This is a genomic window from Pseudarthrobacter sp. PS3-L1, from assembly GCF_030063285.1.
Lineage (GTDB): Bacteria > Actinomycetota > Actinomycetes > Actinomycetales > Micrococcaceae > Arthrobacter.
On record NZ_JASISU010000002.1, the window covers coordinates 139,326 to 161,982 of the forward strand.

Genomic DNA, 22,657 nt, shown 5'->3' on the forward strand with positions numbered 1-22,657 from the left:
CAGCTGCGGTGGATAAGCAGGCCCGGCGCGGACGGGTGCCCAGCCGAGCCATGGAAAGAAAGCGCCAGGACGTGAGTGCTGCCGGTGTTGGTGTGCCGCGGATCGCAGGGATGGCTGCGGCCGGTTTTGCAGTAGCCATGGGACTTGGCCGGTTCTCTTTTACCCCGATCCTGCCCCTGATGATCGGACAGGCAGGCTTGTCCTCAGATGCGGGGGCGCTTCTGGCGACCGCGAACTATCTTGGCTATTTGGTCGGGCCGGTCCTGGCCTTGATTTTTCCCCGGCTGGTCTCTTCCTGGGTCCTCCACCGCTGGAGTTTGGTGCTCGTCGTGGTTTCCTTGCTCGGAATGAGCTTCACCATAGACGAACTCATCCGGCTGGGCCTGCGGTTCTTGGCGGGCGCTGCCAGCGCCCTGCTGTTCGTGGTGATTGCTAGTAGCGCCGCCATGAAAACAAGCCCTTTGCCACAGACCCTTTCAGCTATGCGTGTCACGCATAGCTGATACCCGAGGAGTATTTTTTTGGTGCACCTGCTGCCGCCTAGCATTGATGCAATCCCTAGGCCGAGGCTCGATCCAGGTTCTTGAGCCTAAACGTCAACCTCCCTCCGGGATTCCACTAGCGTAAATTAGTCAAGCAAAGGGCGAGGCGCACATGACTGACCACAACGCATCCGCTGAACATTCGGGCGCCAGCAGCTCCAGCACGTTGGAAGCATCCGGCCTTCTGGCCAGCCTTGGGGCTGTCATTCCGCTGGTCGCCGCGCCTATGGCAGGAGGCCCCAGCACCCCGGCTCTCGTCCTAGCAGCCGCCGAAACAGGAGGACTAGGTCTGCTCGCCGGCGGATACAAAACGCCCGAACAACTCGCCCAACAGATAGCCGAGGTGCGCGCCAGGATCTCCACTTTCGGGGTCAACCTGTTCGGTGTGAACATCTTCGCGCCCAACTCCGTGCCAATCGATAAGGACGCCTTCATCGAATACACCGAATCGCTCCGCGAATTAGCGGCCACATACGACCTGTCCCTAGAAGAAGTAGATGCCCTGGAGGACGACGACGAGTGGGAGGCCAAGATGGACATGCTGGTCAATGATCCCGTACCCGTGGTCAGCTTCACCTTCGGTCTTCCCCCCGCCGAGGCTGTCCACCGGCTGCGGAAGGCCGGGTCGCTGGTGTTCCAAACAGTGACCAACCCGAACGAGGCGCAACAGGCTGCGGCGCTTGGCGTCGACGGCTTGGTGGTCCAGTCGTACAAGGCCGGCGGGCACTCCGGTACCTTGACCCCGGCCACACCGGTCGAGCAGATACCCCTGGCCGAGTTGCTCGACCGTGTCCGATCATCGGTCCGACTGCCGCTCTGGGCCGCAGGCGGCATTTCTACACCGACAGCCGTCAGGGACGCACTGGCCCACGGCGCCGAGGCCGCCGTCATCGGAAGCGTGCTCCTGCGCAGCCCCGAGAGCGGAGCCTCAAAAACCTATAAAGAAGCGCTGGCAGACACTAACCGCACCGAAACCGTTGTCACCACGGCGTTTTCAGGCCGTCCCGCGAGGGCGCTGCGCAACGCCTTCGTGGACCGGTTCCACGGTCTCGCGCCAAGTGGGTACCCGGCCATCCACCACTTGACTAGCCCTATCCGTAAAGCCGCTGCAGCAGCCAACGATCCGGAGAGCATCAATATTTGGGCCGGCGCAGGCTACCGCGATGCCACCGAAGAACCAGCGGCCGATATTCTGCGCCGCCTCGCGGGACCCTGCTAACCGGAGAGCAACTACTCGCAAAAGGATTAAGTGCCTCTAAAAGCATGGGTTTCGAGGCACTGAGATTATGAGAGGCCTTGTTTCTGCCGTCGGAGCGTCTGTGGGTTCGGTGGAGCCAGTCGCATCACTTGATGGCGTGTTTTTCCAAGAAGTTCACGCCCTCGGGGTGGGTCGGTTGCTAGGCGGGGTGCCCCAGAACATGCCTTGGTGGCTGATCCTCTAAAACAGAGAGTTTTGGCGTGGTCAGTGGTAGAGGCTAGAGAGGAGGGTGATGATGTCCTGTAATTGTGTGGGTGGGTCAGTTTTGATCCATGCGGCGTAAACGGGTACTGGTGTTGTGTCGCGGACGGCTCGGTAGGTCAGGCCCTGTCGGCGGTATTGGTGTGCTGTTGATTCTGCGGTGATTCCACGGGCTTTGCCGCTGCTGATAACGGTGAGCCAGTCATCGACGTCGTCTGTAGGGATTGTCTGGTGTGGTTGGCCGCCGTCGGGCCAGAGGTTGAGTTGGGTGCTACCGGTGCGGTGGTCGATTGCAAGGGGAGACGTCGCTATTTGGGAGAGGCTTACCGTGCGTTTGGTGGCAAGCGGGTCATCGACGGACATTGCGCAGTAGCGTTTCTCTACACCGATCAAAACAAGTTCAAGGCTGGTCGCTTCCGGTATGCGGCGTAGGATCGCGAGGTCACTTTTGCCTTCGACCAATCCTGCCGTGGGTGTGTTCGTCCGGGTCAAGTGCAGTTCGTGGTCGGGGAGGCCCGCAGTCCACCGGCGTTGGAATTCTGGGGTGTGCTTACCCAGGGCAGACCACGCGTACCCTATTCGAATTGTGCTTACGCCGGCCAATGCTTCGTGGCGAAGATCGGCAACGATGGCGAGTGCGCGGCGGGCGTGCCGGATCACCCGCTCACCTGCCGGGGTCAGCTCCACACGGCGAGTTGTCCGGTGCAGGAGTCGCTTCCCAAGGACGGACTCCAGTGTGGCTATGTTGCGCGAGACAGTGGTCTGGGTGATACCCAGTTCGATACCGGCATCGGTAAAAGTACCCGTATCAATGACACTGACGAGGGATCGTAGGTGACGCAGTTCGATATCCACCCCCTCAGGATACTCATGCGTGTGAAGTATCAATAGAGTCACTCATGCATTATGCGCAGGTAGTTGTTAGCTTGCAGACTTCCACCATGATGAAGATGAATAAGGTAGTTAGTGGAAGAACTGCCGGAATAGCGACCGCATTGGGTGGGGCATTCTCAAATCAGCTGGGAGCTGCCAGCGGGTCATTGGCCTTCCCAGTCATCGGTCCAGTAGGTGTAGTCGCGGTTCGCCAGATAGTCGCCGCACTGATCCTGCTACCAGTGGTGAGGCCCCGTATCTGGAGCCTAACCCGCGCTCAGTGGTGGCCGGTCTTACTCTTGGCCCTGGTTTTCGGGACCATGAATCTCACCCTGTACCTAGCCATCGAACGCATTGGTCTTGGATTGGCTGTGACCTTGGAGTTCTGCGGACCACTAGCGATCGCTCTGCTGAGTTTCAGGAGCAGGACCAGTGTGTTCTGCGCGCTCATTGCAGGGGTCGGCGTGGTCACTATCACCCGGCCTCAACCCACGACTGATTATCTGGGTGTTGCGCTCGGTCTCATCGCTGCTTGTAGCTGGGCCGCGTACATCTTGCTCAACAGAACCATAGGCTCTCGCATCCCCGGAGTTCAGGGAACCGCAACCGCCACGGGAGTCTCAGCAGTCCTCTTTCTACCCATAGGTGCGTGGATACTCATCACCACGCGCCCGGATGCTTTTACCATTCTTTACGCTGTCAGTGCCGGCGTCTTGGCCTCTGCTATTCCGTTCGTTGTGGACCTGATTTCCCTGCGGCGGATTCCCACAAATCTCTTCGGTATCCTCATGAGTGTTAATCCTGTGTTGGCAGCTCTCGTCGGAGCAGTGTTGCTTGAGGAAGACCTTGGCACCATCGAATGGGTTGGTATAGCACTTATCGTCACGGCGAACGTGGCCGCGCTGCTTCTACCAATCCGCAGATCACGAGCGACAACGGCCGGAACGGAAAAGTGGTTCTGGAAACCAGGGCAGTAACCTGCCCCCTCCCGTAGTGGTACCAGCAAGAGAACGGTTCGCTAAGTCCAGGTCTTGACCTCCAAGAAGCCGCCGCTCCAATCCGTTGGGTTCCGAGGGCGCCAGCCGCTTCGCATAGTCGGTCTCGTATTGCATGGGTTTCGAGGCGATTAGGTTATGAGACTTCCTGGTTCCATGGTCGGGGAGTCTTTGAATGTGATTCGGCAACTGTGTGAGGTCCTGGCGTGCTTGCTTTGCTTGAGGCGTGGAATTGTTTTTCTGTTTTCGGGCGGGCTTAGGTGAACTTGCCGAAGGGTCCGGCTTGGTCGGAGGGGATCTGCTCCCGTCTGGTTGTGATTGAGATGGCCAGAAATACGATTCCGGTCATCAGTACGAGAAGAGCAATCCCAAGGAGCCCTTGATCGCCTCCGGTCGGTGGGCAGCCGGCAGGGCTGTCGTCGATTCCGGGGCAGGTCCTCCACGGTTGAAGAACCAGCACGAACCCGCCTGCTAATCCCACGAGTGTGAGGATGGTTCCTAACACGGCATAAAAGCTCTTTTTGGACGGACTCATGGTTCATCCAAACACGGGGACATTGTCGTCTACATCCGCCCGTGGGTTGAGTGTTCAGGTGGAGGTCTGGTTCTCATCGCGTCGAAGGCGTTGTTCTTCGAGTAGGGCAAGGGATTTTTCGCGCGCGTTACGGATCCGTTGTAAGGCTCCAACCATGCTGATGCTTGCGAACAGGACAATGAGGGTCAGGGCAAGGAGTCACCAGGTGATATCCATGGGTTTACTCTGTCAGATGTCGCAATGCGCCTTCTTCTCCGAGATGGCGCGATCTCTTTGGTAGGGGGCGGCGAGGTAGGTTCTTAGGCCTTGGTCACCACTGCCGAAGGCCGTGATCGACGAGTGCGCTTGGACCCAGCAAGGGTTCTAGCCGATAACGGCAAGACCTTTACTGGTGGTTATTTTTTGACCGCGTACCAACGCTTGGGTAGCGATTGAAGGCCCCGGTATGCAAGAACGCTCGCGAGGGATAGGAAGATGACGCCAGAAACGTAGTCAAACCACTCTGAGGCACCTCCCAAGGTGAGGATTGAAAACATTAGTACGATGGTGGCCCCACACAGGAGCAGGCCACCGGTTACCTTTGGGGGTACTTCGGTCCCAGCATGATCAGAATGTGTCATGTTCCAAACCTAATACCCGCACTGCTCAGAGAGTCCCCAAACTGCCGACGTTACTTGTCGAGGCAACGAATCCGTCTGTCTCGTATCTTGGATTTAAGAAGGATTGCCGGTAAGGATCACTCTTCTTCGGGAAAGAAATATGTCTACTATCCGCTTCTCGAAGACTACGGCGATGTTGACGGCCACAGGCGCGGGAGGCTGATGAAGACCATTGTTGCTCCTGGCCCTTGATATCCGCGATATCAGGTTCAGAATCGGGGTTGGGGGACCTTTGGAACGAAGAGATGGCACTTCGCCTGGAAAGATTCACGAGCGTTGGGCGCCCACAGGTTTGGTGTTACTGAGTCGCCACCTAAACCATTATTCGTCCCGATTGCCGGCTATGTGCTCAATTTAGGTCCTCGCAAAGAGGGCTAGGACTGCAAAGTATCAACAGTCTCGTATCCCTAAGAGAGCGAGACGTATCCCATGCAAGGCCCAGCGCGCGAACCAGCCTGATCGGTTGTAGCTGTGTTTTATCCTATGCGATGCAACACAGCTACTGCAACCGATCAGGCTGGTTCGCGCGCCGGGCCGTACACGGCGAAACACTTCGCTTTCCTAGAGATACGAGACGGCTTGGTGTGTAGCGTTTGGGGCGCCTTCATTTGGCATTAAGTCGGGCGGGGCATACGGGAATGTGTTGTCTGCGGAACCATGCCGTTTCGCAAATTTTCGATTTCGTCACCGCACACTTCGGTGGAGGACCGGCTTACGGGCAGATTCATAGCGGCCCTACATTGTCGGGCACGATAGGAACTATGACCGTAGAACTTCGCCCCTGGACGCTTGAGGACGCACCTGCGCTGTGGGATGCATATCGGCATAACCCGGACCTGAAGACGCAATTTGGCAGTGCGGACCTAGCCACGGTCGACCAGGCACGTGACTACATCGGCGCTCAACTTCCGTTGAAAGAGTCAAGGCGTAACTGGGCTATCACGATCGATGGTGCCGCCGTAGGCAATGTAGGGCTATCAGCCATTGACCGGCGCCACGGAACTGCTTGGACGTACTACTGGCTCACCTCTGCGGCCCGTGGCCGCGGCTATGCAGTGCGAGCCTTATCAACGATCGCCGCAGCAGCATTCGAAGATGGACTTTTCCGCCTCGAGCTAGGGCACCGAGTCAACAATCTAGCTTCGTGCAAGGTCGCCACCAATGCCGGATTCATCCCCGAAGGTATCGAGCGCCAGAAGCTGCTGTACGGTGCTGAACGCTTCGACGTCGAGACCCACGCGCGGCTGCGTACGGATTCAAACCCAGATCTCTCGATGCTCCCGTTATCCCGGTAAAGAATCCTTCAACGGATGTTCCATGAGCGAATGGATCAGAGGCTCAGCGCGGACAGCACTCTGGTGCGAAGCAGTTGGTATTCGCTGACGTACGCTCGTGGTCCTTCTGCTGATCGGACGACGACGCGGGGCTCCCCAATGATGCGGTGACTTTTGAATTGCTCTCGGGTGAGGTCGATCTCGAAGCCACCGGAGAACCGGTTCCAGTACTGGACTTCGTCCCCCTCGTTGCCGCCGCTGACTTCTGCGATGAGGAGATCACCACCGAGCAGGTCTTGAACGATGAGAGCTGTGGGTCCACACTGGCCGTGTGCCGCATTGTCGGGGTGCCACTTCGTGAGGCTCTTGGCGTCGAGACAAGTCGTATCTGCACTCCAAGACAGGCGGAATGCTCGCTCGAGCTCAAGCAATGTGTGAGTCATGGCGACAGCGTAGCAAGGGACCTACTGAACGGTGACGGATCCCTTGGCGGACACTCTTTTGGGGTTTTGGCTGCCAGGTAGAGTCTGACCAAGACGTCTGTCCGCTCACTGGGGGAAACATGAAGATCGGTGTCCTTGCAATAGCTGCGTGGATTGTCACCGGGCTGATCGTGCTACTTGGAGTCAGCGCCGGCGCGACCATCTGGTTCTATATGGAGCCCGTCGTTGATTCGGTGCCTGATCCGGCAAGCTACGGTATGGCCGTAGGCGCCGGCTTTTTGGCTTTGTTCCTTAGTTTGGCCGTTAGCCTGAGCCTGACTGTATACGCAGCTCGGTGCCGGACCACTGGGCGGGCCACCTGATCTGAAATCGAGCACTGTCCGGTAAAGGATCCACCTACGGACGGGCAAAAAGTCTTCGCCACCTTATTCCACTGCTGAAAGCGTTGCCCAAGCGACATCGATGACGCATAGCTCATCACCAGTCTCACGGAAGAAGAGATCGCCCGGGAAAGTGGTGCCCGACGATGCACCCTCGGGTAAGCCCTCCAGGTTGATGCTCCACTGCGGATTAAGCGCTGCTTGGTCCTTCCAATACTTGCCGGAAAACTTCTCCGGCTCACCAGCAGACAGCGAAGACCAGTCGCTAGGGTTGCCAAAATCTGCAGTGGAATCAGCGCAAACAAGGTCCGACGTTTCGCCCGCAGCCAAGTCGGCAATGAGCTTCTCCGTTGCTTCAATTACTTTGGCGCCGTTACTTCCCCATATCAATGAGTCGACAGAGCAACCGGCTAATAGCGCAGCCAAAGCTCCCCCAGATAATCCGCAAACCACTTTTTGCCTCAGTGCCATCTCCCAAACCTAGGGCACGCATGAGCAAAAGACGACCCCGCTATGTGCTGCTCCTGGCCGGGCGAGGCAAGGGCTGGGTCTACGAGAAGCGGCAAAGCAGACAAACAATTGCGCGCCCGGTACAGGATCCCCTATCGAACACCTAGGCGTCCGCCGAACCGCCAGCTACCGGGCGGGTAGGACGTGGTGCTACGTTTGACCGCAGTGACATTCTTACTTTCTCTGTGACCCAGAGTCGATGCAGCGGTTCCCGTTCGCTTCCCTTGGAAGCGGTGATCCCGTGTGCCCTCCAGGGGGACTCCCTCGCGAGTCCCCCTGGCACCCGGCCCCTCACCGAACTCATCCAGAGAAGATCACATGCCCTTCATTTCGAGCGACTCCGCCGCGCCCTCCACACCTGCCCTTGACCGAGAATCACTGCGCCCTGATTGCGCCAACTGCTTCGCGCTCTGCTGCACCGCACTCGGCTTTTCCCGCACCACGGACTTCGCCATCGACAAGCCAGCAGGAAGTCCCTGCCAGAACCTTGCCTCCGACTTCTCCTGCACCATCCACGACAGCCTGCGCCCGCGAGGCTTCCGAGGATGCACTGTCTTCGACTGCTTCGGAGCCGGCCAAAACGTCTCACAGAACCTCTTCCAAGGAATAAGCTGGAAAGCGGATCCAGTAACAGCGAAAGACATGTTCTCGTCTTTCAAGGTCGTCCGGCAACTCCACGAAATGCTCTGGTACCTGGCAGAAGCTACCAGCAGGACCTTCGACCCGGACACCTCGCACCAGGTCAACGAGCTCAGAATGACAATCGAAAATACGATAGCCGAAACGCAGCAGGTCCTCTCCCTGAACCTCGGCGACATGCACGCTCGGGTTCGGTCCGTACTAATGGACGTCAGCGAAGAAGTGAGGTCCTCATACCTTGCAACTGGTGATGATCACCTAGATGCTGCGCTTGTCCCTGGAGCAGACCTCATGGGCAAGAATATGAAGTCCAGGTCGCTGTGTGGGGCAGACCTTCGAGGTGCCTATCTCATCGCCGCGGACCTGCGAGACTGCGACCTCTCAGGCGCAGACCTCCTCGGCGCTGACCTCAGAGATACCCGTCTCGAAGGAGCCGATCTTTCCAGAACTCTCTATCTGACACAGGCGCAACTCAACGCCGCCCAGGGCGACGCCCACACGTACCTACCCCCGGATCTCAGCAGTCCTACTCATTGGCCCAACAACAGCTGAAGACGACACAACGGTGCCCGCTGGCCGGCAACTACACATCAGTTGCCCGCCAGTCGGCACCTAAAACCTCCGGCGGAAAGTGTCCGGTAGCCGATCAGCTAAACGGCACCTATCTCGCACCCCCGGGTGGTTAGGTGTCTCGTAACCTAAGTGCCTCGAAACACATGGGTTTCGAGGCACTTAGGTTTGAGACACCACGCTTTCGCGGTCGGAACTTTTGTGGCACTGATCGAGGTGGCTGTTTCAATGATCGATTTTGTTGAATATGGCGGTAACCGCTTCGGCTATGTCCCTTGGCCGGGGGCAGACATCAACACCGCCGTTGTCCAGATAGTGTGCAGCGCGGTCTTTTTGATGCCCGCAGCAATCATCACAGTCAAGAGGCTGATCTATCACAACGCCCGCCAAGCCTAAAAGGCTTCTATCTGTCCCCATGGCGCTGGTGTTAGCTGGGATGTCGTTGCCCGGTGCCTTGCGAGCGGTCTTTTGGTGAGAACTGCGGCCGCTGCCGAGAAACGGATGGCGATGACCTGGGGTAGGGAAGTCTCGCCCTCGACAACAATGATTCCAAAGGATCTTTTCCCGGCCGCTGGGTCGTCCAGCGGCCGGTAACTGCAGGGCTTAGCAACTTCGGCCATGCTTTAGGCATGCGTTCTATTGAGTTGGTGGAAGCGGTCTGGTGGCCATTTCCTACTTCAGGGCTGAAGACTCTCGCGTCTCATAGCTGAGGCTGTTGAGCTCCTCGTCCAACTCGTTCACCTGGATAAGGTATCCATCAGGATCTTTGACGGTGAAATATCGGCCGAAGGTTTCGTCCATGATCTCTGATGGCGTGTAGCCCGCCTCTTCGAGCCGCTTAGTAGTGAGTTCCAGTTTTTCGTCGCTGGTAAATTGCAGCGCCACGGCTCCAGCGTCTGCGTGAGTTGTGGCCGTTTCGGCGATGTGCAGTCCTAACTGGCTCCCGCCCCCACGCATGTCGGCCCAGGTGCCGCTTGTAGCTGCAGCATTTTCCAGCAGTCCGAGTGCGGAATAAAACCTATTCGCGAGCTCGATGTCCCGCACGAAACGGATTGGTGTGACTTTCATTTGCTTGATTCTTCCTTGTTTAGAGACGCAGTCAGCGCTTCTTCTACGAACGATGACAGCGACAATCCGCGCTCGATAGCGGCGTGCTTCACCTGTCTGACCAGCTGTGGGGGCAAATAGATGTTGAATTGGGTTTTATCGGCCATAGCTAGAATGCTAGCAAGCTAGCTATTAAGAAACAAGGGTTTTATCGATGAAAGCGAGCATTGGGAGGTCCGGATGAGGGTGCGCATGGAGCTGTTTGCCAAGATCCGCAGAGACGCCCGCGTTGAGGGTTTGTCCATCCGTGGGCTGGCAAAGCGGTCTCAGATCGCCAGGGAAACAGTCCGGCAGGCATTGTCGGATCCTCTCCCGCCGGCACCGACTCCTACCGCCTCGCCCACACCATTGCCCAACAAAATGCAGGCCTAGCCGAGTGACACAGCCCAAATGCGGCCCCGAATGGCTGTCCGCAGTCTTTATGGATTCCCGAAGAAAGTCACTGCGGCGGACGTTGCAGGCGTATTCGCCATCAGGAAAGCCAGCACAATACCGAGAAGCACAAAGGCCATGGTCGCTATCAGCAGTGGCCTGTGTTTTGGATCGTCCAGGTATTCACCAGGCTTCCGGCGCACAAGGGCCCACACCGCTAATCCCATACCGATCGCTAGGCAAACATAGAAACCAATCTCGTATACGTTGCGCATGGTGTCCTCATTCGGTGCCTGTGTTAGGGCGCGAGCCAACTAGTGCCTTTGACTGAAGATACCCCGAACAGGGCCGACGTCTAACGGCGAAGCCGCTTGAAGTTAGGTGGTCCCGGTTCAAACCGTCTTAGTGGTCCTGAGTCCGGTTGACATAGTCATTCAAGAGATAAGCCCAGGAATGGGGCGGCATACAGTGAACTGGTCCCTGAAAGTTAGAGCTGATTTATCAGCCCAACTTGGGAGACCAGTTCACTGTATGTGTCAGCCATGCCGCACTACGTCAGGAGTGTGACGTGGCCGGGATCGTGAACCGCCGCTCGTCGGTTAGGCCGCGGCCCCGTCCTCCGAATTTCCATCCTCCGCAAACGCCCCGTCCACAAGCGCGGTGCACGCAGCGATGACGTACTCCGGGACAGCGTCGAAGTCTCTTGGATTGAGCTGCATCACATACTCGTTTTCGATGTGATAGGTCTCGTTGACGAACTTCGTGAAGACTTTGTCCCCTTTCAGTGCGATGGGGTTTAGCTCGGACATGACTCTAAAGAGTTGCACTTTTTCATAGCCCACGTCCGTAGCGTCGAACTTGGCCTTCAGGGCTACGGCGTCCTTGAGTTCTGAGAGTATCCGCGCGTAGTCAAAGCTGGAGATGTGTTCTTTGACGGCTTCGGTAGCTTCGAGGATGTTCGTGTCTGTGAGTGGCGTCTGCTGAGTCCCCGTCTTTTGTGTCGGGACCTCCCGCAGATGAAGCAGGCTCGACAGGAGGTCGTACTCACGGCCGCGGGAACCATGCACCTCGAACCGGCGTCGCAGGTAGATGCATTTGATGGCATCATCGCTGGCTGACGAAATATTGGAGTCGCATACCTGGGAGAACGTATTGATATCGTTTGCCTCGATGGGCTTCTCGGTCACCAGCCTTGCCCGGCCGCTAAGGAAGTGCACAGCAGGATCTGCCGCCGTGAACTGGCCCGATGTTCCGGTCAGCACGATGTCCACGGCCGGTTCGATGTCGTGAGTAAGAAGAAGCGATGTTACGTTGCGGAGGCTGTTCTTACCGTGGAACAGCTGGTGGAGGATTGCGAACTTCTTCGTCTTATCGAAGCTGGAGATCGGATCGTCCAGTACAACTAGGTCTGGTTGCTCCCGATTTACATGATGCATGAACAGCACCAGCGCAAAAGCGTTTTTCTCGCCATAGCTTAAATGACTTGATGCAGACTCGAGGTGTCCAGGAGCGTCCTTGTGTTCCAGGAGCATGCGATATGAATCCCCGGTGGCCTCAATCCGGACTGAGTATTGATAGCCCGCGGAATTGAGAAACTCATTTATTGATGTCTGGTTGATCTGAATTAGTTTCGCAACCCTCCTCTTCTGTTCTGAAATGTTGCGTCGAACATCGATGATCTGGATCGCAACTTCGTCAAGCTTCGCGTTGATCAGATCCACTACCACCGTAGTTGCGTCCGAATTGAGTGCATGTAGTAGGGACAGATCGACCTTGAGTTCTTTTAGGAGGGTCCCCACATCTTTTTCGTCTCGCAGGGCATGGAACGACAGTTTTTGTAGCGCGGAAAGCTTTAGGAGGAGCGTCTCCACCTGTCCTCGCAAAGTGGCAAGGAAGAGGCCCTCCTCCGGTGTGATTTCAGTGAGGGATGTCGTCAAGGCTTCTAGCTGCGTTAGGTAACCGGGTTCAAAGTAGCGGCCGAGCTTATCTATGGCGTTCCGCAGCGCACTCATATTCTTGACCGCGGCGGACTCGTATTCCGCAGATACCTGGGTTGCAGTGGCTTTGTCCACACTTTGGACCGAGCAGAACGGGCAGTTTTCGGAGAGGTCGAGGAACGCCTTTCCCTTCGATTGCCAAGTGATCCAACCCGCTGGATCACTGCTTTGCAGAAAACCTGTGTAGCCCTGTAGCGGCATTGGAATATTCTTGAGCTTGCCGCCAACTCCCAGGGCTTTGAATCCTCGGCTGGTCTTTGCAACGGCACCTGTTTTTGTAACGTTGAAAGCATCACGCAGCTCAGTGAAGCTGAGTAGAGCTTCGTTGAACTCTGTCTGCTGCGCAAACGTCTCTTTCAGAGACTGGAACATGGACTCGATCTTTTCGAGTCCCTGCTTGTAGTCGTCCGTGTTGATAAAAATCTCGAAGCTATTTTTGAGTACCTCGTCGGGCTGGAACACAAACTGCGATACGTAGGCATCGTTGAAGGTCAGTACGCTGTTGATCTCTTCAGCGCCTTCTACGGTTGGTTGTGGGCCGTCGGATGTTGCCCGGTACTTGAAAGGGGTCAATTCATCCAGGGTTCCCCCCTCGGTACGTAGAGTGAGCGCTCGAGCGATTGTGCTCTTGCCGAGGCCGTTGGGCCCGTACTTGATGTTTAGAGATGACCGGCGAAGGGAGATATTCACCTCGCCAATACTGTTGCAGTCCTTGATTTTGATTTGGTAACCAGCCGGCGCGTTTCGTTCCACTTTCACAGTGTCAATCTCGGGCTCAGTCATGGCCCACCCCCTGTATATTTCATGACGATCTGTTTTGATCTGCCATTTCGGCTCGTGGTTCAAAGTTCGACGCTTTGCGCCGCACTTGAACTTTCTATGAAACATACCGGGTTTTACGAATGTGGCATCTGGCCGCGCCGGGATGAAATCACTGTTCACACAATCCGGGTCTTGCTGTGCGTCCCACCATGCATGTAGATCTTAATGCCCGGTGAAGGTCCCTCAACCGCAACAGCCCCGACGCCTCGTATCCCTAGGGTTAAGAGGCGTCTCACGGACCCAGAAATCAGAAGCGGGGGAGTGGCTCGCGTTCCCCGGGTTTCTGCGGTTTCGGCCTCAGCCGAAATTTCTCGTATCTATGTGTTGTAAGTTACTGGTTGAATTGATGCACACACTGTTAGTTATGAGACATGTTGGAGGTTGTTGTGGGGAAGTTGATTGGTTATGCGCGGGTGTCGACGCGGCAGCAGTCTACTGATCGGCAGGAGCAAGATCTTCTTGCGGCCGGTGTACGCCGTGATGATCTGTACGTGGATCACGGGGTCTCTGGTGCGAGGGCGTCGAGGCCTGAGTTTGATCGGGCCTTGGAGGCGTTGGTTGAGGGGGACACTCTGGTGATTACGACACTTGATCGTTTGGGACGCTCGACGCAGAACATGTTGGCGTTTGCTAATGAGTTACGTGATCGGGGTGCTGGGTTGCGTGTGTTGAATCTTGGGGGAGGGGATGTGGATACAACGACCCCGATGGGGTCGATGTTGTTCACGATCATGGCTGCCCTGGCTCAGATGGAACATGAGATCAAAAGCGAACGCGTCACTGATTCCATCAGCAAACGCAGGGCAGCAGGGAAGAACCTGGGCGGCCGGCCTGTACGGGTAACCGATAGTCAGATCCGTACCGCCATGCGCCTAGTTGATGGCGGGGAACCTGCTGCCCAGGTCGCGCGGGATCTTGGAATGTCCCGGGCAACGTTCTACAGACGCTCACGGGGCCTTGTCGGCTAGGTCAGAGGGTCAATCAAGTCGAAGCTTTCACAACAATAGAAATTCCCGTATGACAGCGCAAAGGCTGATCAATTTCACTTAGAAAGAATCCCCAATAATGCCGGTTATCCATTGCATCACCACGACGGCAAAATCAAGATTTTCAGTACGCCCCGGGCAGCGCAACCCCACGACCCAAGAGAAATCGACGAAATTCTAAAGTTTTCAGCCAGGGAAGGACAATTTTCGACGGAGGAATCTTCCATGGAAACGTCCCAACCGGTATTTTGGGTATACATATCAACAATTGCGGATACTGCGGAAGAGAATCCATGTTGAAGGGTGCTGTAGGCAAAATCCTGTGCGCGCTGACCCCGCGACCGTCAGATGAGGGCCCCGCCATGATGATTCCGCTCTGGGACTACACCCTTCCGAATCACTACCAGAGTGAAGAAACTCACCCACACAGCAGCTCGACGTCCTTCGACCCACTGAGCATGGCGTATCGAGTATGGAACGCGAACGAAGAACGAATTCAGCGCTGCCACCCAGCTCACGAGGCTCGCCTCCTAGGACTGTCCGCAGATAACTGGTACGAAATATTTATAGAGCTTCATGAAAGTGGTGGAGTCGAATGGGACGCACTGAGAAAATTCCACTATTTTGTCGAAGTCGGCCTTGAAGAAGCGGCACTCCGAGCCATGTAAGAAGGATCAAAAATGAATATCCATGACTCTCAACCATGGTGTGGTGCCCCAGTACTAGCCTTGGAACGATGACCTGGGATAGGACAGTGCCTTTGGAATCAAGAATTTTGCCTCGTTCGGAGGCCAGAACAGAATTGTAGGAGCGGGTATTGGCAGCCTTCGCCGCAGCCCATTTCTAAGGCGAGGCTTCAGACCTAAACATAGGTTGGCTGATCGTTTTTGTATGCGCTGTTATCAGCGCGAGTACGCTCCTGCATAGCCGCAATCGAGGCGAGGACGGCCCCGGTGCTCTGATGGTACCGACGATGGACCTTCTTGGAAGCTAGCCGTGCAACATGTTGATTTTTGCTAATGAGTTGCGTGGGCGGGGTGCGGGGTTGCGTGTGTTGAATCTTGGGGGAGGGGATGTGGATACAACGACGCCGATGGGGTCGGTGGTGTTCACGATCATGGCTGCCTTGGCGCAGATGGAACATGAGATCAAAAGCGAACGCCTCACCGATTGCATCAGCAAACGCAGGGAAGCGGGTAAGGATCTGGGTGGCCGACCTGTACGTGTTATGGATAGTCAGATCCGAACAGCCATGCGCCTGGTCGATGCTGGGGAACTTGCCGCTTAGGTTGCGTGGGATCTTGGGATGTCCGGGGTCTACGTTTTATAGACAATCACGGAAACTTTTCGGCTAGGTTGAAGAGTCAAAAAATGGAGGCAGCCCCGGCAGTCCAAAGTGTCAATCAAACCTTCAGGAGCCCCTTTCACTCGCAAAGATTGTCCCCACGGGTTAAGAAGTCAATCAAACTCTCAGCAGTTCCGTGCGTGTTGGTTACGGGATTACCCCGTAGCGGTTCATGAGCCAGTTGAGGTTATTTTCTAGGCCGGGTCGCCAGGCTTGCCAGCTGTGTGATCCTGGGAGGACTTGTAGGGTTACGTCCATTCCTGCTGCCTGAGCTGCGGCGTAGATTTGTTCGCCTTGAGGTTTGTAGAAGCTGTCGTCGGCTCCGACTGTGATGAGGCCAGCTGTTGTGGGGAAGTGACCATTTTTAATGACGTCTAAGGGGTTTTGTTGAGAGAACGCTGTTGTGTTGCCGGAAAAGTAGGAGGTAATGAGTGCTCGGGTGCCTGCGGGGACCGTGGGCATGTTTTCTCCGGAGATATCGATAAAGCTGGGATAGATCTGGGGAAAGTTCACGGCAAGTTGGAGCGCACATGTTCCGCCGTAGGAGAAGCCAGCTACAGCCCAATTCGTGGCCGGACCTTGCCCGGCGTGGAGGACGGTCTTGACCCAGTTAGGAACGTCGACGGCGAGGTAGGTTGCGGCTTTGCCGTGGCTGGTGTCCATGCATAAAGAGGGTTCGGTGACGCTGCCTTGATTTGCATCTGGCATGACGACTATGGGTGCTAGGCCCTTGTGAGCTGAAGCGTATGTGTCCATGAAGTCCGCGAGTTGCCCGCCGGTGAGCCAGTCCTTGGGTCCACCGGGGACGCCGTGGAAGAGTACGAGAACGGGCACTGATGCTTGGGGAGTGGCTAGATATGCTGGCGGTAACCAGACGTAGCCTTTGCCTGCTGTGACTCCGGATGTGGGGCCGGGGATGGTGACTTCGGAAACGAAGCCTTTTGTGGGCATGGTTTGAGGCGGTACCCAGGTAGCTTCACGCGTCAGAGGAACTGAAGTTGAGCCAGTGCCAGTTCCGGGAGGTGTTGTTGGAAGGGTTTCAAGCTTTACGTTGGTTCCGACCAGGGACCCGATTGTGGGGTAGGTGCCGTAGTGGGAGTTGATCGTGGTGGTGGAGGCTACGAGCACAAATGCGATTGAGGAGGCGGTGATGATTTTGTTGTGGATGCGGGCTCGGCGGAATAATTGTTGTGCTCCGAGTACGAGGGCAAGGAACGCCATCCCGATTGGGATGTAGAGCTCTGGGGGCTGGGGCGCTCCCCAAATATTCCAGATGCGTTCGGTGACGAACCACAATCCGACGCTCAGGATGAAGGCCACTGCTGTGGACAGGATTGTCCGGCGTAGGTCTTTTCTTAACGAAAGCACGACGAGCCAGAGTAGGCCGGCGGCACCAAGAACGCCCGTGAGGATGGGTACTACTCCGTTAGTGAGGTTCACGTTGGAAATGTTCATTGGCGTAGTGAGCCAGCACGGGTGTTACATGCTTTTGGTGCTGGGCGTAGGCAGTTCCCTGTCGGGGGGATCGATTGCAGCTCTGAGTTAGGGACGTTCATTTTCGGCCTGATTTCAGTTCGCGGGTCCATCGGGTCCTCTCCGTGGGTGGGGAATCTAGTCCTAGCCATTGTGAGATTTTAGGTCGTTGATTCTGGTCCAGCTGACTAGTCGGCTGTGATTGCCCTCGAGCGGCTGTTCGGGAATGCACGTGCGCGGTGCGTGTGTGGCGTTCGTGGGCTTCAGTGTTGCGTGTTTGTGTATTGGTGGGGGGCAAAAGTTTCTGTTTCCCACACTTTTTGCAGTTCATATCTGCGTGGTCCAGAGAGTATCACTTCGGAGGTGGGTCCCCTCATGGATTGATCTTTCCTTCTGGTTTCGTTGATCGTTCCGGCGGTGGTGATGGCAGAAGTTACTGGGGTGGCCGTGTACGACGGACTTCGGGGCTACTCAGGGTTTCTTCAGGTAGGTGCAAGCACACTGGTTCGGTGAAGAGTATGTGGCGAGGACCCCAGGGTGACCTTATGAGCGAACGTTCGCTGAGAGGAACGTTGCCGTTGTATGCCCGCGTGCGGTCCTGGATTTTGCTGCCGGTTGGTGTTGCCTTGTTGATCCTGACTCTTACTTTGGGTCTAGTGGCTAAGTCTTTTGGTTCCTCTGGTCCTGACATCGGTGTTGATGTGGGACTCAGCGAGATACGCAATCCTTTGTTGAATGCTCTCGCGGTGGGCGTTCACGTGGGTCTTGGACCAGTGGGTGCAGTCATTATTCTTGGTGTGATTTGTGTGTGGTTGCTTTTCGTTCGTCGGGCTCCCCTTCAGTCTTTTGCCTTTGGTTCGATTACAGCTGTGGGTTGGCTTAGCTCAGAAATTGGCAAGTTCACTGTTGGAAGATTGCGTCCGCCTGCTGTCTTGGTTCACCCGTTGGTTATCGAATCCGGGCGTGATAGTTTCCCCAGTGGACACACAGCCTTCGCGGCATCTTTGTCCTTGGCGATTATTTTGGTGTTAACCCGTCCAGGGATGTGGCGCCGATGGATCATTTTCGCCGGTGTGATATTCACGGTCCTTGTTGCCCTGTCCAGGCTGTATTTGGGCGTGCACTACGTCTCGGACGTTGTCGGCTCGGTCCTGATCAGCGGCGCGGGAGTGCTGATGTGGTTGGTTTTATGGAACGCCTTCATTGAACCTCGACTGGATAACTCCCGGCTTTTGGCGAGGTTCACTTCGACTACTTCGCTCACCTGAGGAAGGGCACATACGATCATGAGTGCCATGATTGATAACGTTCTTGGCCTCGGGATCTCTGCTGCAAGCATTTTATTCTGTAGCACTTGTCTTTGCAGAGGACGCTTTTTCTTGAGTTCATCGTGCCAGAAGTAGAAGGGTGTTGGCTCTGAGGACCATTTCTACACTCGGCCGATTTGAGGTAAAGCCATCCCGGAGGTGGGTGAACTCAACCAGCGTTGTGGTGACCTCCGCGCTCCTAGCCGCGGCTCTTTCTCATTGTTCTTCGGCTCAGGACAATTCCCCGGCCAGCGCTCACAGCATTGTAATTGTCGGAGATTCACTGAGTACCGGGTACGGAACATCAGCTGCTGATGCATGGCCTCAATTGGTGAACAATGACGCAGCGTTCGTTCGAGGTCACCCTGTTTTGAGGAACACTGCCCAAAACGGGAGCGGGTATGTGAGCGTAGGCGAGGAAGAGTCGACGTTCGCTACTGAGGTCGCTGAGGCAGTTAGCCCCACAACACGTCTGGTGGTTTTCTTCGGTTCCGAGAACGATATTGGATTTCCGTTATCCGATGTTGGCGCTGCCGCGTCGGAGGCTTATGCCAACGTCAAGTCCCTTGCGCCTTCGGCTCGCCTTCTTGTTATCGGGCCTGTATCCACCACACCCGACATTGATCCGGAGTTGGTTGCCGTCCGGGACCAAGCCCGGGAAGCAGCTTTACACGCAGGCGCCTTCTTCGTTGATCCGATCGCGGAGGGCTGGATCATGGATAACTCAGCGGAGCTGATTGGGCCAGATGGAGATCATCCCACGGTCGCCGGACAAATTTTTCTCAAAGATCAGATGGAAAGACTCATCTCAGAGCATTCGTCTTCGTAGCCTCGCTGTCATCTGGGAACGTCGTGGATTTCCTGATTGATCGAGATGGGTTCCTTGCGGCTGGGCTCGTCGTGCAGAATTTGGTTCACGATATATCCCAGATGTGCGGGGCTGGTGGGTATCGATCTTCCTTGGCATGTTTCCGAGGGGAAGTTTTTCCCGGAGCTTGCCGATACTGATTTGGTGTGGAGATCTTTGGATTTCGTAACCGAAGAGAATTCGGAGCGCCTTAGCCGGTATCGACGGGTGGGCGTATAGATCTTCGGGACCAGGCGCTTGGTCCTTCCCGGACGTTGGCTCTCATCCGTGGCAGGGTTTTATTGCAAAGAGGGTGGGGTGATGGATCGGGGTAGGGCTTTGAGCCCGAGGATGATCCACCGCATGATTCCAGGTACCCAGATGATGCTTCTGCCTCTTTTGAGGGCTTTGGCTGTTTGGTGTCCAATATCCCAGCTTGTGGTGGCGAACGGGGGTGGGGTTAGGTGCGATGTCATGGTCGTGGAAACGAATCCAGGTCTGATGAGGAGTGTTTTGACTCCTTGGGCTTTGAGTGAACGCGCTGTGGTTCGTACGAGGGTGTCGATTCCTTGTTTGGCCATTGCGTAGAACAAGATGTCGTTGCGGGGTCGTATTGCGGCGGCGGATGACAAGACGATGAGCGTGCCCGAACTTTGACTGGTGAGTATCCATTGGCTGGCGAGGATGAGAAGTGTAGGACCGGTGAGGTTCGTCGTTAGTGTCACTTCCGGGGTACCTGTTTCTCCCATGGTTCCGATGGCCATGATGACAGCGCTGACGGGAATCTGTGGGTCACCAAGGCTATTTTTTGCTTGGAGAAGAACCTCTTGTGTTTGGGAAAAAGTCATTGTCGTCTCGTACGGGACTTCAGTGACGGTGTGTCCTCTGCCGCGTAGACGATCCGCTGCGGCGCTTTGTCTTGGACTGGGCCTGCCTACTAACGAGATCGCGGCTCCCGTGGCGCAGGTGTGTTCTAGGATAGCGAGCCCAATTTCAGAGCTCCCACCGAGCAGGATGATCCGGCTTAGGCCTTCTTGCGGTTTTTTCATGAGTGCATGCCGGAAAGGTTTAGGCGCTGGTTCAGGAGTGAGTCCATTTTTTGTTCGGGGTCCATTTCGGATCTTATGGTTTGCCAGTGCTGCAGGTGGGGGTACATCAGCGGGAGCATGTGGGCCGAAAGTCGGTTGTCTTTGGCGAGGTAGATCCGGCCTCCGGCTGCCGCGATGACCTTATCAAGGGCCGTAAGGGCCGTAAGGGTCGTTTTCAGGGAAGGAGTCGCTGCGGGAAAATCGAGCGCCAGCGTCCATCCTGGCTGCGGAAATGACAAGAGTCCTTTGCTTGATTCTCCGAAGTATTTCAGAACTGCAAGGGCTGGAACTGTTCTGATACTTTGCAGCCAATGAAAAATACTGGGAATGTTTTTCTCGCTGACGGTAGGTAGAGCGAATTGGTATTGGATGAGTCCTTGTCTGCCGAAGGCTGCAGGCCAGAGATCGGTTTTGTCCAAGGGAGTGAGTGCTTGGGTGAAGTGAACGATCCTGGCATGGGGGTTGGTTTGGTAGTGCCAACGGAGCGTGTTTGCGGCTTTTGTGCTGGCTTGGTTGATGATTCCGTTCCCGGGTAGGGACCTAAAGGTGTGCATTTTTGTTGCCCGCGGCGCGAGTTTGCCGCCGGGGAGGTTCCCCGGAAGTGCGTGTAGTGGTGCCGGGGTGCTGATTTCCACCAGTCCGCGTAGCTGGGAATGCGCGGCGTCGATCCATCCCACCGAATAAGACGACGTTTGTGTTGAGGCTTTGATGAGGTCCATGGACTCTTCGATGGATCTTGTTCTCGTTTGAGTGCTCCTGAGGTAGGAGGTCTCGATGCGGTGCAGCTGAATTTTGGCGGAACTGATGATTCCTGTCAGGCCCATCCCCGATACCGTGGCCCAAAATTGATCCGGATGAGTCTGTGGGCTCATGGTGAGGATCTGACCGGTGGGGAGTATGAGTTCAAGGCTTAGGACGTGCTGGCCGAATGTTCCTTGGTGTACATGGTTTTTTCCGTGTACATCAGAGGCAATAGCTCCGCCAACGCTGATGTGAGATGTTCCTGGGAGCACGGGAAGCATCCACCCGGCTGGGATAGATACGTGGTGCAGGTCCTGAAGTGTCGTTCCGGATTCGGCATCGATGATTCCAGTGTCCGAATCAAAAGACCGGATTTTTGTGTGGAGTGTTGTTTCGATGCATGAACGCCCAATCGCGGCGTCCGCATAGCTACGCCCGGCCCCCCGAACGGTGACCGGGATCGTTGAGGAGCTCAGTAGCTGCTGTAGCTGGTGCGTTGTGGTGGGTTGTCTGAGCTGAACGCGTGTGGGGTTGGTGCGTCCCCAACCGTTGATGATCGCTTCTTGTGTGGACTTGGTGGTGGATTGAAATCCTTCATGGGTTGTTCTAGGTGTTATGGGGTGAGACTTCATGGCGCCATCCTTGAGGCCGGGGTCCATAGTGGGTTCAAAGAATTTCATCCTGAGATGCTCAGGTAGATTCCTGCGGTGACGGGCCCGAGCCAAGTGATCGCGGCCGCTGCAAGGAATCCATCGCTGAATATGAGGTGTTCAGGTCGTTGGCCATCCCCGCGAGAACAGAGATAGCCGTAGCGAAGCAGCGTGGCAACGAAGGCAAAGATAGAGGCTTGAATTAGCACGGATCCAAGGGCACTTCCGGGATATTGAACGGCCCAGAGCGAGTAACAGATGATCGCGCTTGTCAGTGCCAGTGTCAGAGTCCGTTCCAACCAGCCCTCGGTGTACAGGGACAAGCTCACCCGCGACTGTGGTCTTGGCATCGTTGGTGTGCCCATATTTTCCATGGGTGGGGTGTAGGCCTGAAGTTCAGCGGCCCGTTTGGCGGTGACGATGTATAAAGCGCCAAAGAAAGTTACGAGAACAAACCATGAGGTCAGGGCCACGCCCGTGGCAAGTGCACCTGATATTGCGCGCACGACGAATCCTAGGGCTACTGCGAGAATATCGACCACGGGGAAGCGTTTGAGGTACAGCGAATACGCGGTGGTCAGCACCAGGTAGGCACTGAGTCCAGCAACTGTCATCCATCCCACTGTCATGGCAGTGCAGAGGGCAGCGCCAGTTAGGAGAAAAGCAACAACGTATCCGGTGCTGACGCTGATCTGTCCCGCGGCGAAGGGCCGAAATTTTTTGGTCGGGTGGTTCTGGTCAGCGCTCATGTCGCGCAGATCGTTCAGGAAATACGTTGCGGCTGAGCCGAGGGTGAATGCCATTGCTGCCAGGAGAGCGTGGAGACCAACGCTGGGTTCGGTGAGAACTCCTGCAGCGGCGGGGGCCGCGAAAAGGAGCAGGTTTTTGGGCCACTGGGTTGGTCGGGCTGCAGTGACCAGGCTAAAGAAGAATCGGTTGCGGCGGCTAGAGCCGGTTTTTTTGAAGTGTGGTTCTGATGCTTCTGGGGTGGTGTGCGGCAGGTGCGCGATGAGCTCGGCCATGATCTCTCCTGGTAGGTGTGG

23 protein-coding genes and 1 pseudogene are annotated in these 22,657 nt (G+C 56.1%); 12 read left to right on the forward strand and 12 right to left on the reverse strand.

The genetic code is table 11. The annotated features are described in order from the left end of the window. The first annotated feature begins 50 nt into the window (after positions 1-50). Both QMG79_RS05100 and QMG79_RS05105 read left to right on the forward strand, forming a co-directional pair. A complete protein-coding gene (locus QMG79_RS05100; RefSeq protein ID WP_283537508.1) occupies positions 51-503 on the forward strand; it encodes a YbfB/YjiJ family MFS transporter in 453 nt (150 codons plus the stop codon). Between the two features lie 151 nt (positions 504-654). After that, positions 655-1,761, forward strand: a complete 1,107-nt coding sequence (locus tag QMG79_RS05105; RefSeq protein WP_283537509.1) for an NAD(P)H-dependent flavin oxidoreductase — start codon at positions 655-657, stop codon at positions 1,759-1,761. Between the two features lie 243 nt (positions 1,762-2,004). On the opposite strand, the gene QMG79_RS05110 is transcribed toward QMG79_RS05105, so the two are convergent. Next, positions 2,005-2,856, reverse strand: a complete 852-nt coding sequence (locus QMG79_RS05110) for a LysR family transcriptional regulator (protein ID WP_283537510.1) — start codon at positions 2,854-2,856, stop codon at positions 2,005-2,007. Between the two features lie 86 nt (positions 2,857-2,942). Here QMG79_RS05110 and QMG79_RS05115 point away from each other — a divergent pair, with 86 nt between their 5' ends. Both QMG79_RS05115 and QMG79_RS05120 read left to right on the forward strand, forming a co-directional pair. Continuing rightward, positions 2,943-3,851: an EamA family transporter gene (locus QMG79_RS05115; protein WP_283537511.1), complete on the forward strand. Its 909-nt coding sequence runs from the start codon at positions 2,943-2,945 to the stop codon at positions 3,849-3,851. A gap of 1,973 nt (positions 3,852-5,824) precedes the next feature. Next, positions 5,825-6,358 (forward strand): GNAT family N-acetyltransferase, encoded by a 534-nt coding sequence (locus QMG79_RS05120; RefSeq protein ID WP_283537512.1) that lies wholly within the window; start codon positions 5,825-5,827, stop codon positions 6,356-6,358. 35 nt (positions 6,359-6,393) lie between these two features. Here QMG79_RS05120 and QMG79_RS05125 read toward each other — a convergent pair whose 3' ends face one another. Beyond that, on the reverse strand, positions 6,394-6,780 hold the full coding sequence (locus tag QMG79_RS05125) for a YunG family protein (RefSeq protein WP_283537513.1): 387 nt from the start codon (positions 6,778-6,780) through the stop codon (positions 6,394-6,396). A gap of 119 nt (positions 6,781-6,899) precedes the next feature. Between QMG79_RS05125 and QMG79_RS05130 the strand changes: the two genes are divergently transcribed. Continuing rightward, entirely contained in the window at positions 6,900-7,142 is a 243-nt protein-coding gene (locus tag QMG79_RS05130) for a hypothetical protein (protein WP_283537514.1), read from the forward strand. A gap of 63 nt (positions 7,143-7,205) precedes the next feature. On the opposite strand, the gene QMG79_RS05135 is transcribed toward QMG79_RS05130, so the two are convergent. Then, positions 7,206-7,631: a hypothetical protein gene (locus QMG79_RS05135; RefSeq protein ID WP_283537515.1), complete on the reverse strand. Its 426-nt coding sequence runs from the start codon at positions 7,629-7,631 to the stop codon at positions 7,206-7,208. 357 nt (positions 7,632-7,988) lie between these two features. Between QMG79_RS05135 and QMG79_RS05140 the strand changes: the two genes are divergently transcribed. Next, a complete protein-coding gene (locus tag QMG79_RS05140; protein ID WP_283537516.1) occupies positions 7,989-8,861 on the forward strand; it encodes a pentapeptide repeat-containing protein in 873 nt (290 codons plus the stop codon). Positions 8,862-9,047: 186 nt separating this feature from the next. Next, positions 9,048-9,275, forward strand: coding sequence for a hypothetical protein (locus QMG79_RS05145; RefSeq protein ID WP_283537517.1), 228 nt, complete (start codon positions 9,048-9,050; stop codon positions 9,273-9,275). Here QMG79_RS05145 and QMG79_RS05150 read toward each other — a convergent pair. The 5 genes from QMG79_RS05150 to QMG79_RS05170 form a co-directional block, all read right to left on the reverse strand. Further along, positions 9,272-9,499, reverse strand: coding sequence for a hypothetical protein (locus QMG79_RS05150; RefSeq protein WP_283537518.1), 228 nt, complete (start codon positions 9,497-9,499; stop codon positions 9,272-9,274). The two genes, QMG79_RS05145 and QMG79_RS05150, sit on opposite strands and share 4 nt — an antisense overlap. Before the next feature lie 52 nt (positions 9,500-9,551). Further along, complete coding sequence (locus QMG79_RS05155; RefSeq protein ID WP_283537519.1) at positions 9,552-9,947, reverse strand: VOC family protein; 396 nt, start codon at positions 9,945-9,947, stop codon at positions 9,552-9,554. Continuing rightward, the gene (locus QMG79_RS05160; RefSeq protein ID WP_283537520.1) at positions 9,944-10,093 is read right to left on the reverse strand and encodes a ribbon-helix-helix domain-containing protein; all 150 of its coding nucleotides are present in this window, start codon (positions 10,091-10,093) and stop codon (positions 9,944-9,946) included. Before QMG79_RS05160 ends, QMG79_RS05155 begins: the two co-directional genes overlap by 4 nt. A 312-nt stretch (positions 10,094-10,405) precedes the next feature. Then, complete coding sequence (locus tag QMG79_RS05165; RefSeq protein ID WP_283537521.1) at positions 10,406-10,633, reverse strand: hypothetical protein; 228 nt, start codon at positions 10,631-10,633, stop codon at positions 10,406-10,408. 324 nt (positions 10,634-10,957) lie between these two features. Beyond that, a complete protein-coding gene (locus QMG79_RS05170; protein ID WP_283537522.1) occupies positions 10,958-13,138 on the reverse strand; it encodes an AAA family ATPase in 2,181 nt (726 codons plus the stop codon). 425 nt (positions 13,139-13,563) lie between these two features. Between QMG79_RS05170 and QMG79_RS05175 the strand changes: the two genes are divergently transcribed. From QMG79_RS05175 to QMG79_RS05185, 3 genes and pseudogenes are all read left to right on the forward strand, one after another. Next, on the forward strand, positions 13,564-14,145 hold the full coding sequence (locus QMG79_RS05175) for a recombinase family protein (protein WP_283538004.1): 582 nt from the start codon (positions 13,564-13,566) through the stop codon (positions 14,143-14,145). Between the two features lie 311 nt (positions 14,146-14,456). Continuing rightward, positions 14,457-14,831 carry a hypothetical protein gene (locus tag QMG79_RS05180; protein WP_283537523.1) on the forward strand — a complete coding sequence of 125 codons (375 nt, stop codon included), beginning with the start codon at positions 14,457-14,459 and terminating at the stop codon, positions 14,829-14,831. 332 nt (positions 14,832-15,163) lie between these two features. Beyond that, positions 15,164-15,518: pseudogene (locus QMG79_RS05185) on the forward strand (recombinase family protein); the annotation flags it as partial. 137 nt (positions 15,519-15,655) lie between these two features. Here QMG79_RS05185 and QMG79_RS05190 read toward each other — a convergent pair. Next, positions 15,656-16,963, reverse strand: coding sequence for an alpha/beta hydrolase (locus tag QMG79_RS05190; protein ID WP_283537524.1), 1,308 nt, complete (start codon positions 16,961-16,963; stop codon positions 15,656-15,658). 563 nt (positions 16,964-17,526) lie between these two features. On the opposite strand from QMG79_RS05190, the gene QMG79_RS05195 reads away from it, so the two are divergent. Both QMG79_RS05195 and QMG79_RS05200 read left to right on the forward strand, forming a co-directional pair. Beyond that, positions 17,527-18,249: a phosphatase PAP2 family protein gene (locus QMG79_RS05195; RefSeq protein WP_283537525.1), complete on the forward strand. Its 723-nt coding sequence runs from the start codon at positions 17,527-17,529 to the stop codon at positions 18,247-18,249. Positions 18,250-18,472: 223 nt separating this feature from the next. After that, positions 18,473-19,117 carry an SGNH/GDSL hydrolase family protein gene (locus QMG79_RS05200; RefSeq protein ID WP_283538005.1) on the forward strand — a complete coding sequence of 215 codons (645 nt, stop codon included), beginning with the start codon at positions 18,473-18,475 and terminating at the stop codon, positions 19,115-19,117. 317 nt (positions 19,118-19,434) lie between these two features. On the opposite strand, the gene QMG79_RS16620 is transcribed toward QMG79_RS05200, so the two are convergent. The 3 genes from QMG79_RS16620 to QMG79_RS05210 are packed head-to-tail and all read right to left on the reverse strand — an operon-like array spanning position 19,435 to position 22,636. Further along, positions 19,435-20,184, reverse strand: coding sequence for an SDR family NAD(P)-dependent oxidoreductase (locus QMG79_RS16620; RefSeq protein ID WP_502934700.1), 750 nt, complete (start codon positions 20,182-20,184; stop codon positions 19,435-19,437). Continuing rightward, positions 20,181-21,596 (reverse strand): FAD-binding oxidoreductase, encoded by a 1,416-nt coding sequence (locus tag QMG79_RS05205; protein WP_283537526.1) that lies wholly within the window; start codon positions 21,594-21,596, stop codon positions 20,181-20,183. The genes QMG79_RS16620 and QMG79_RS05205 overlap by 4 nt, the downstream gene beginning before the upstream one ends. A 44-nt stretch (positions 21,597-21,640) precedes the next feature. Then, complete coding sequence (locus QMG79_RS05210; RefSeq protein WP_283537527.1) at positions 21,641-22,636, reverse strand: decaprenyl-phosphate phosphoribosyltransferase; 996 nt, start codon at positions 22,634-22,636, stop codon at positions 21,641-21,643. Positions 22,637-22,657 lie beyond the last annotated feature (21 nt).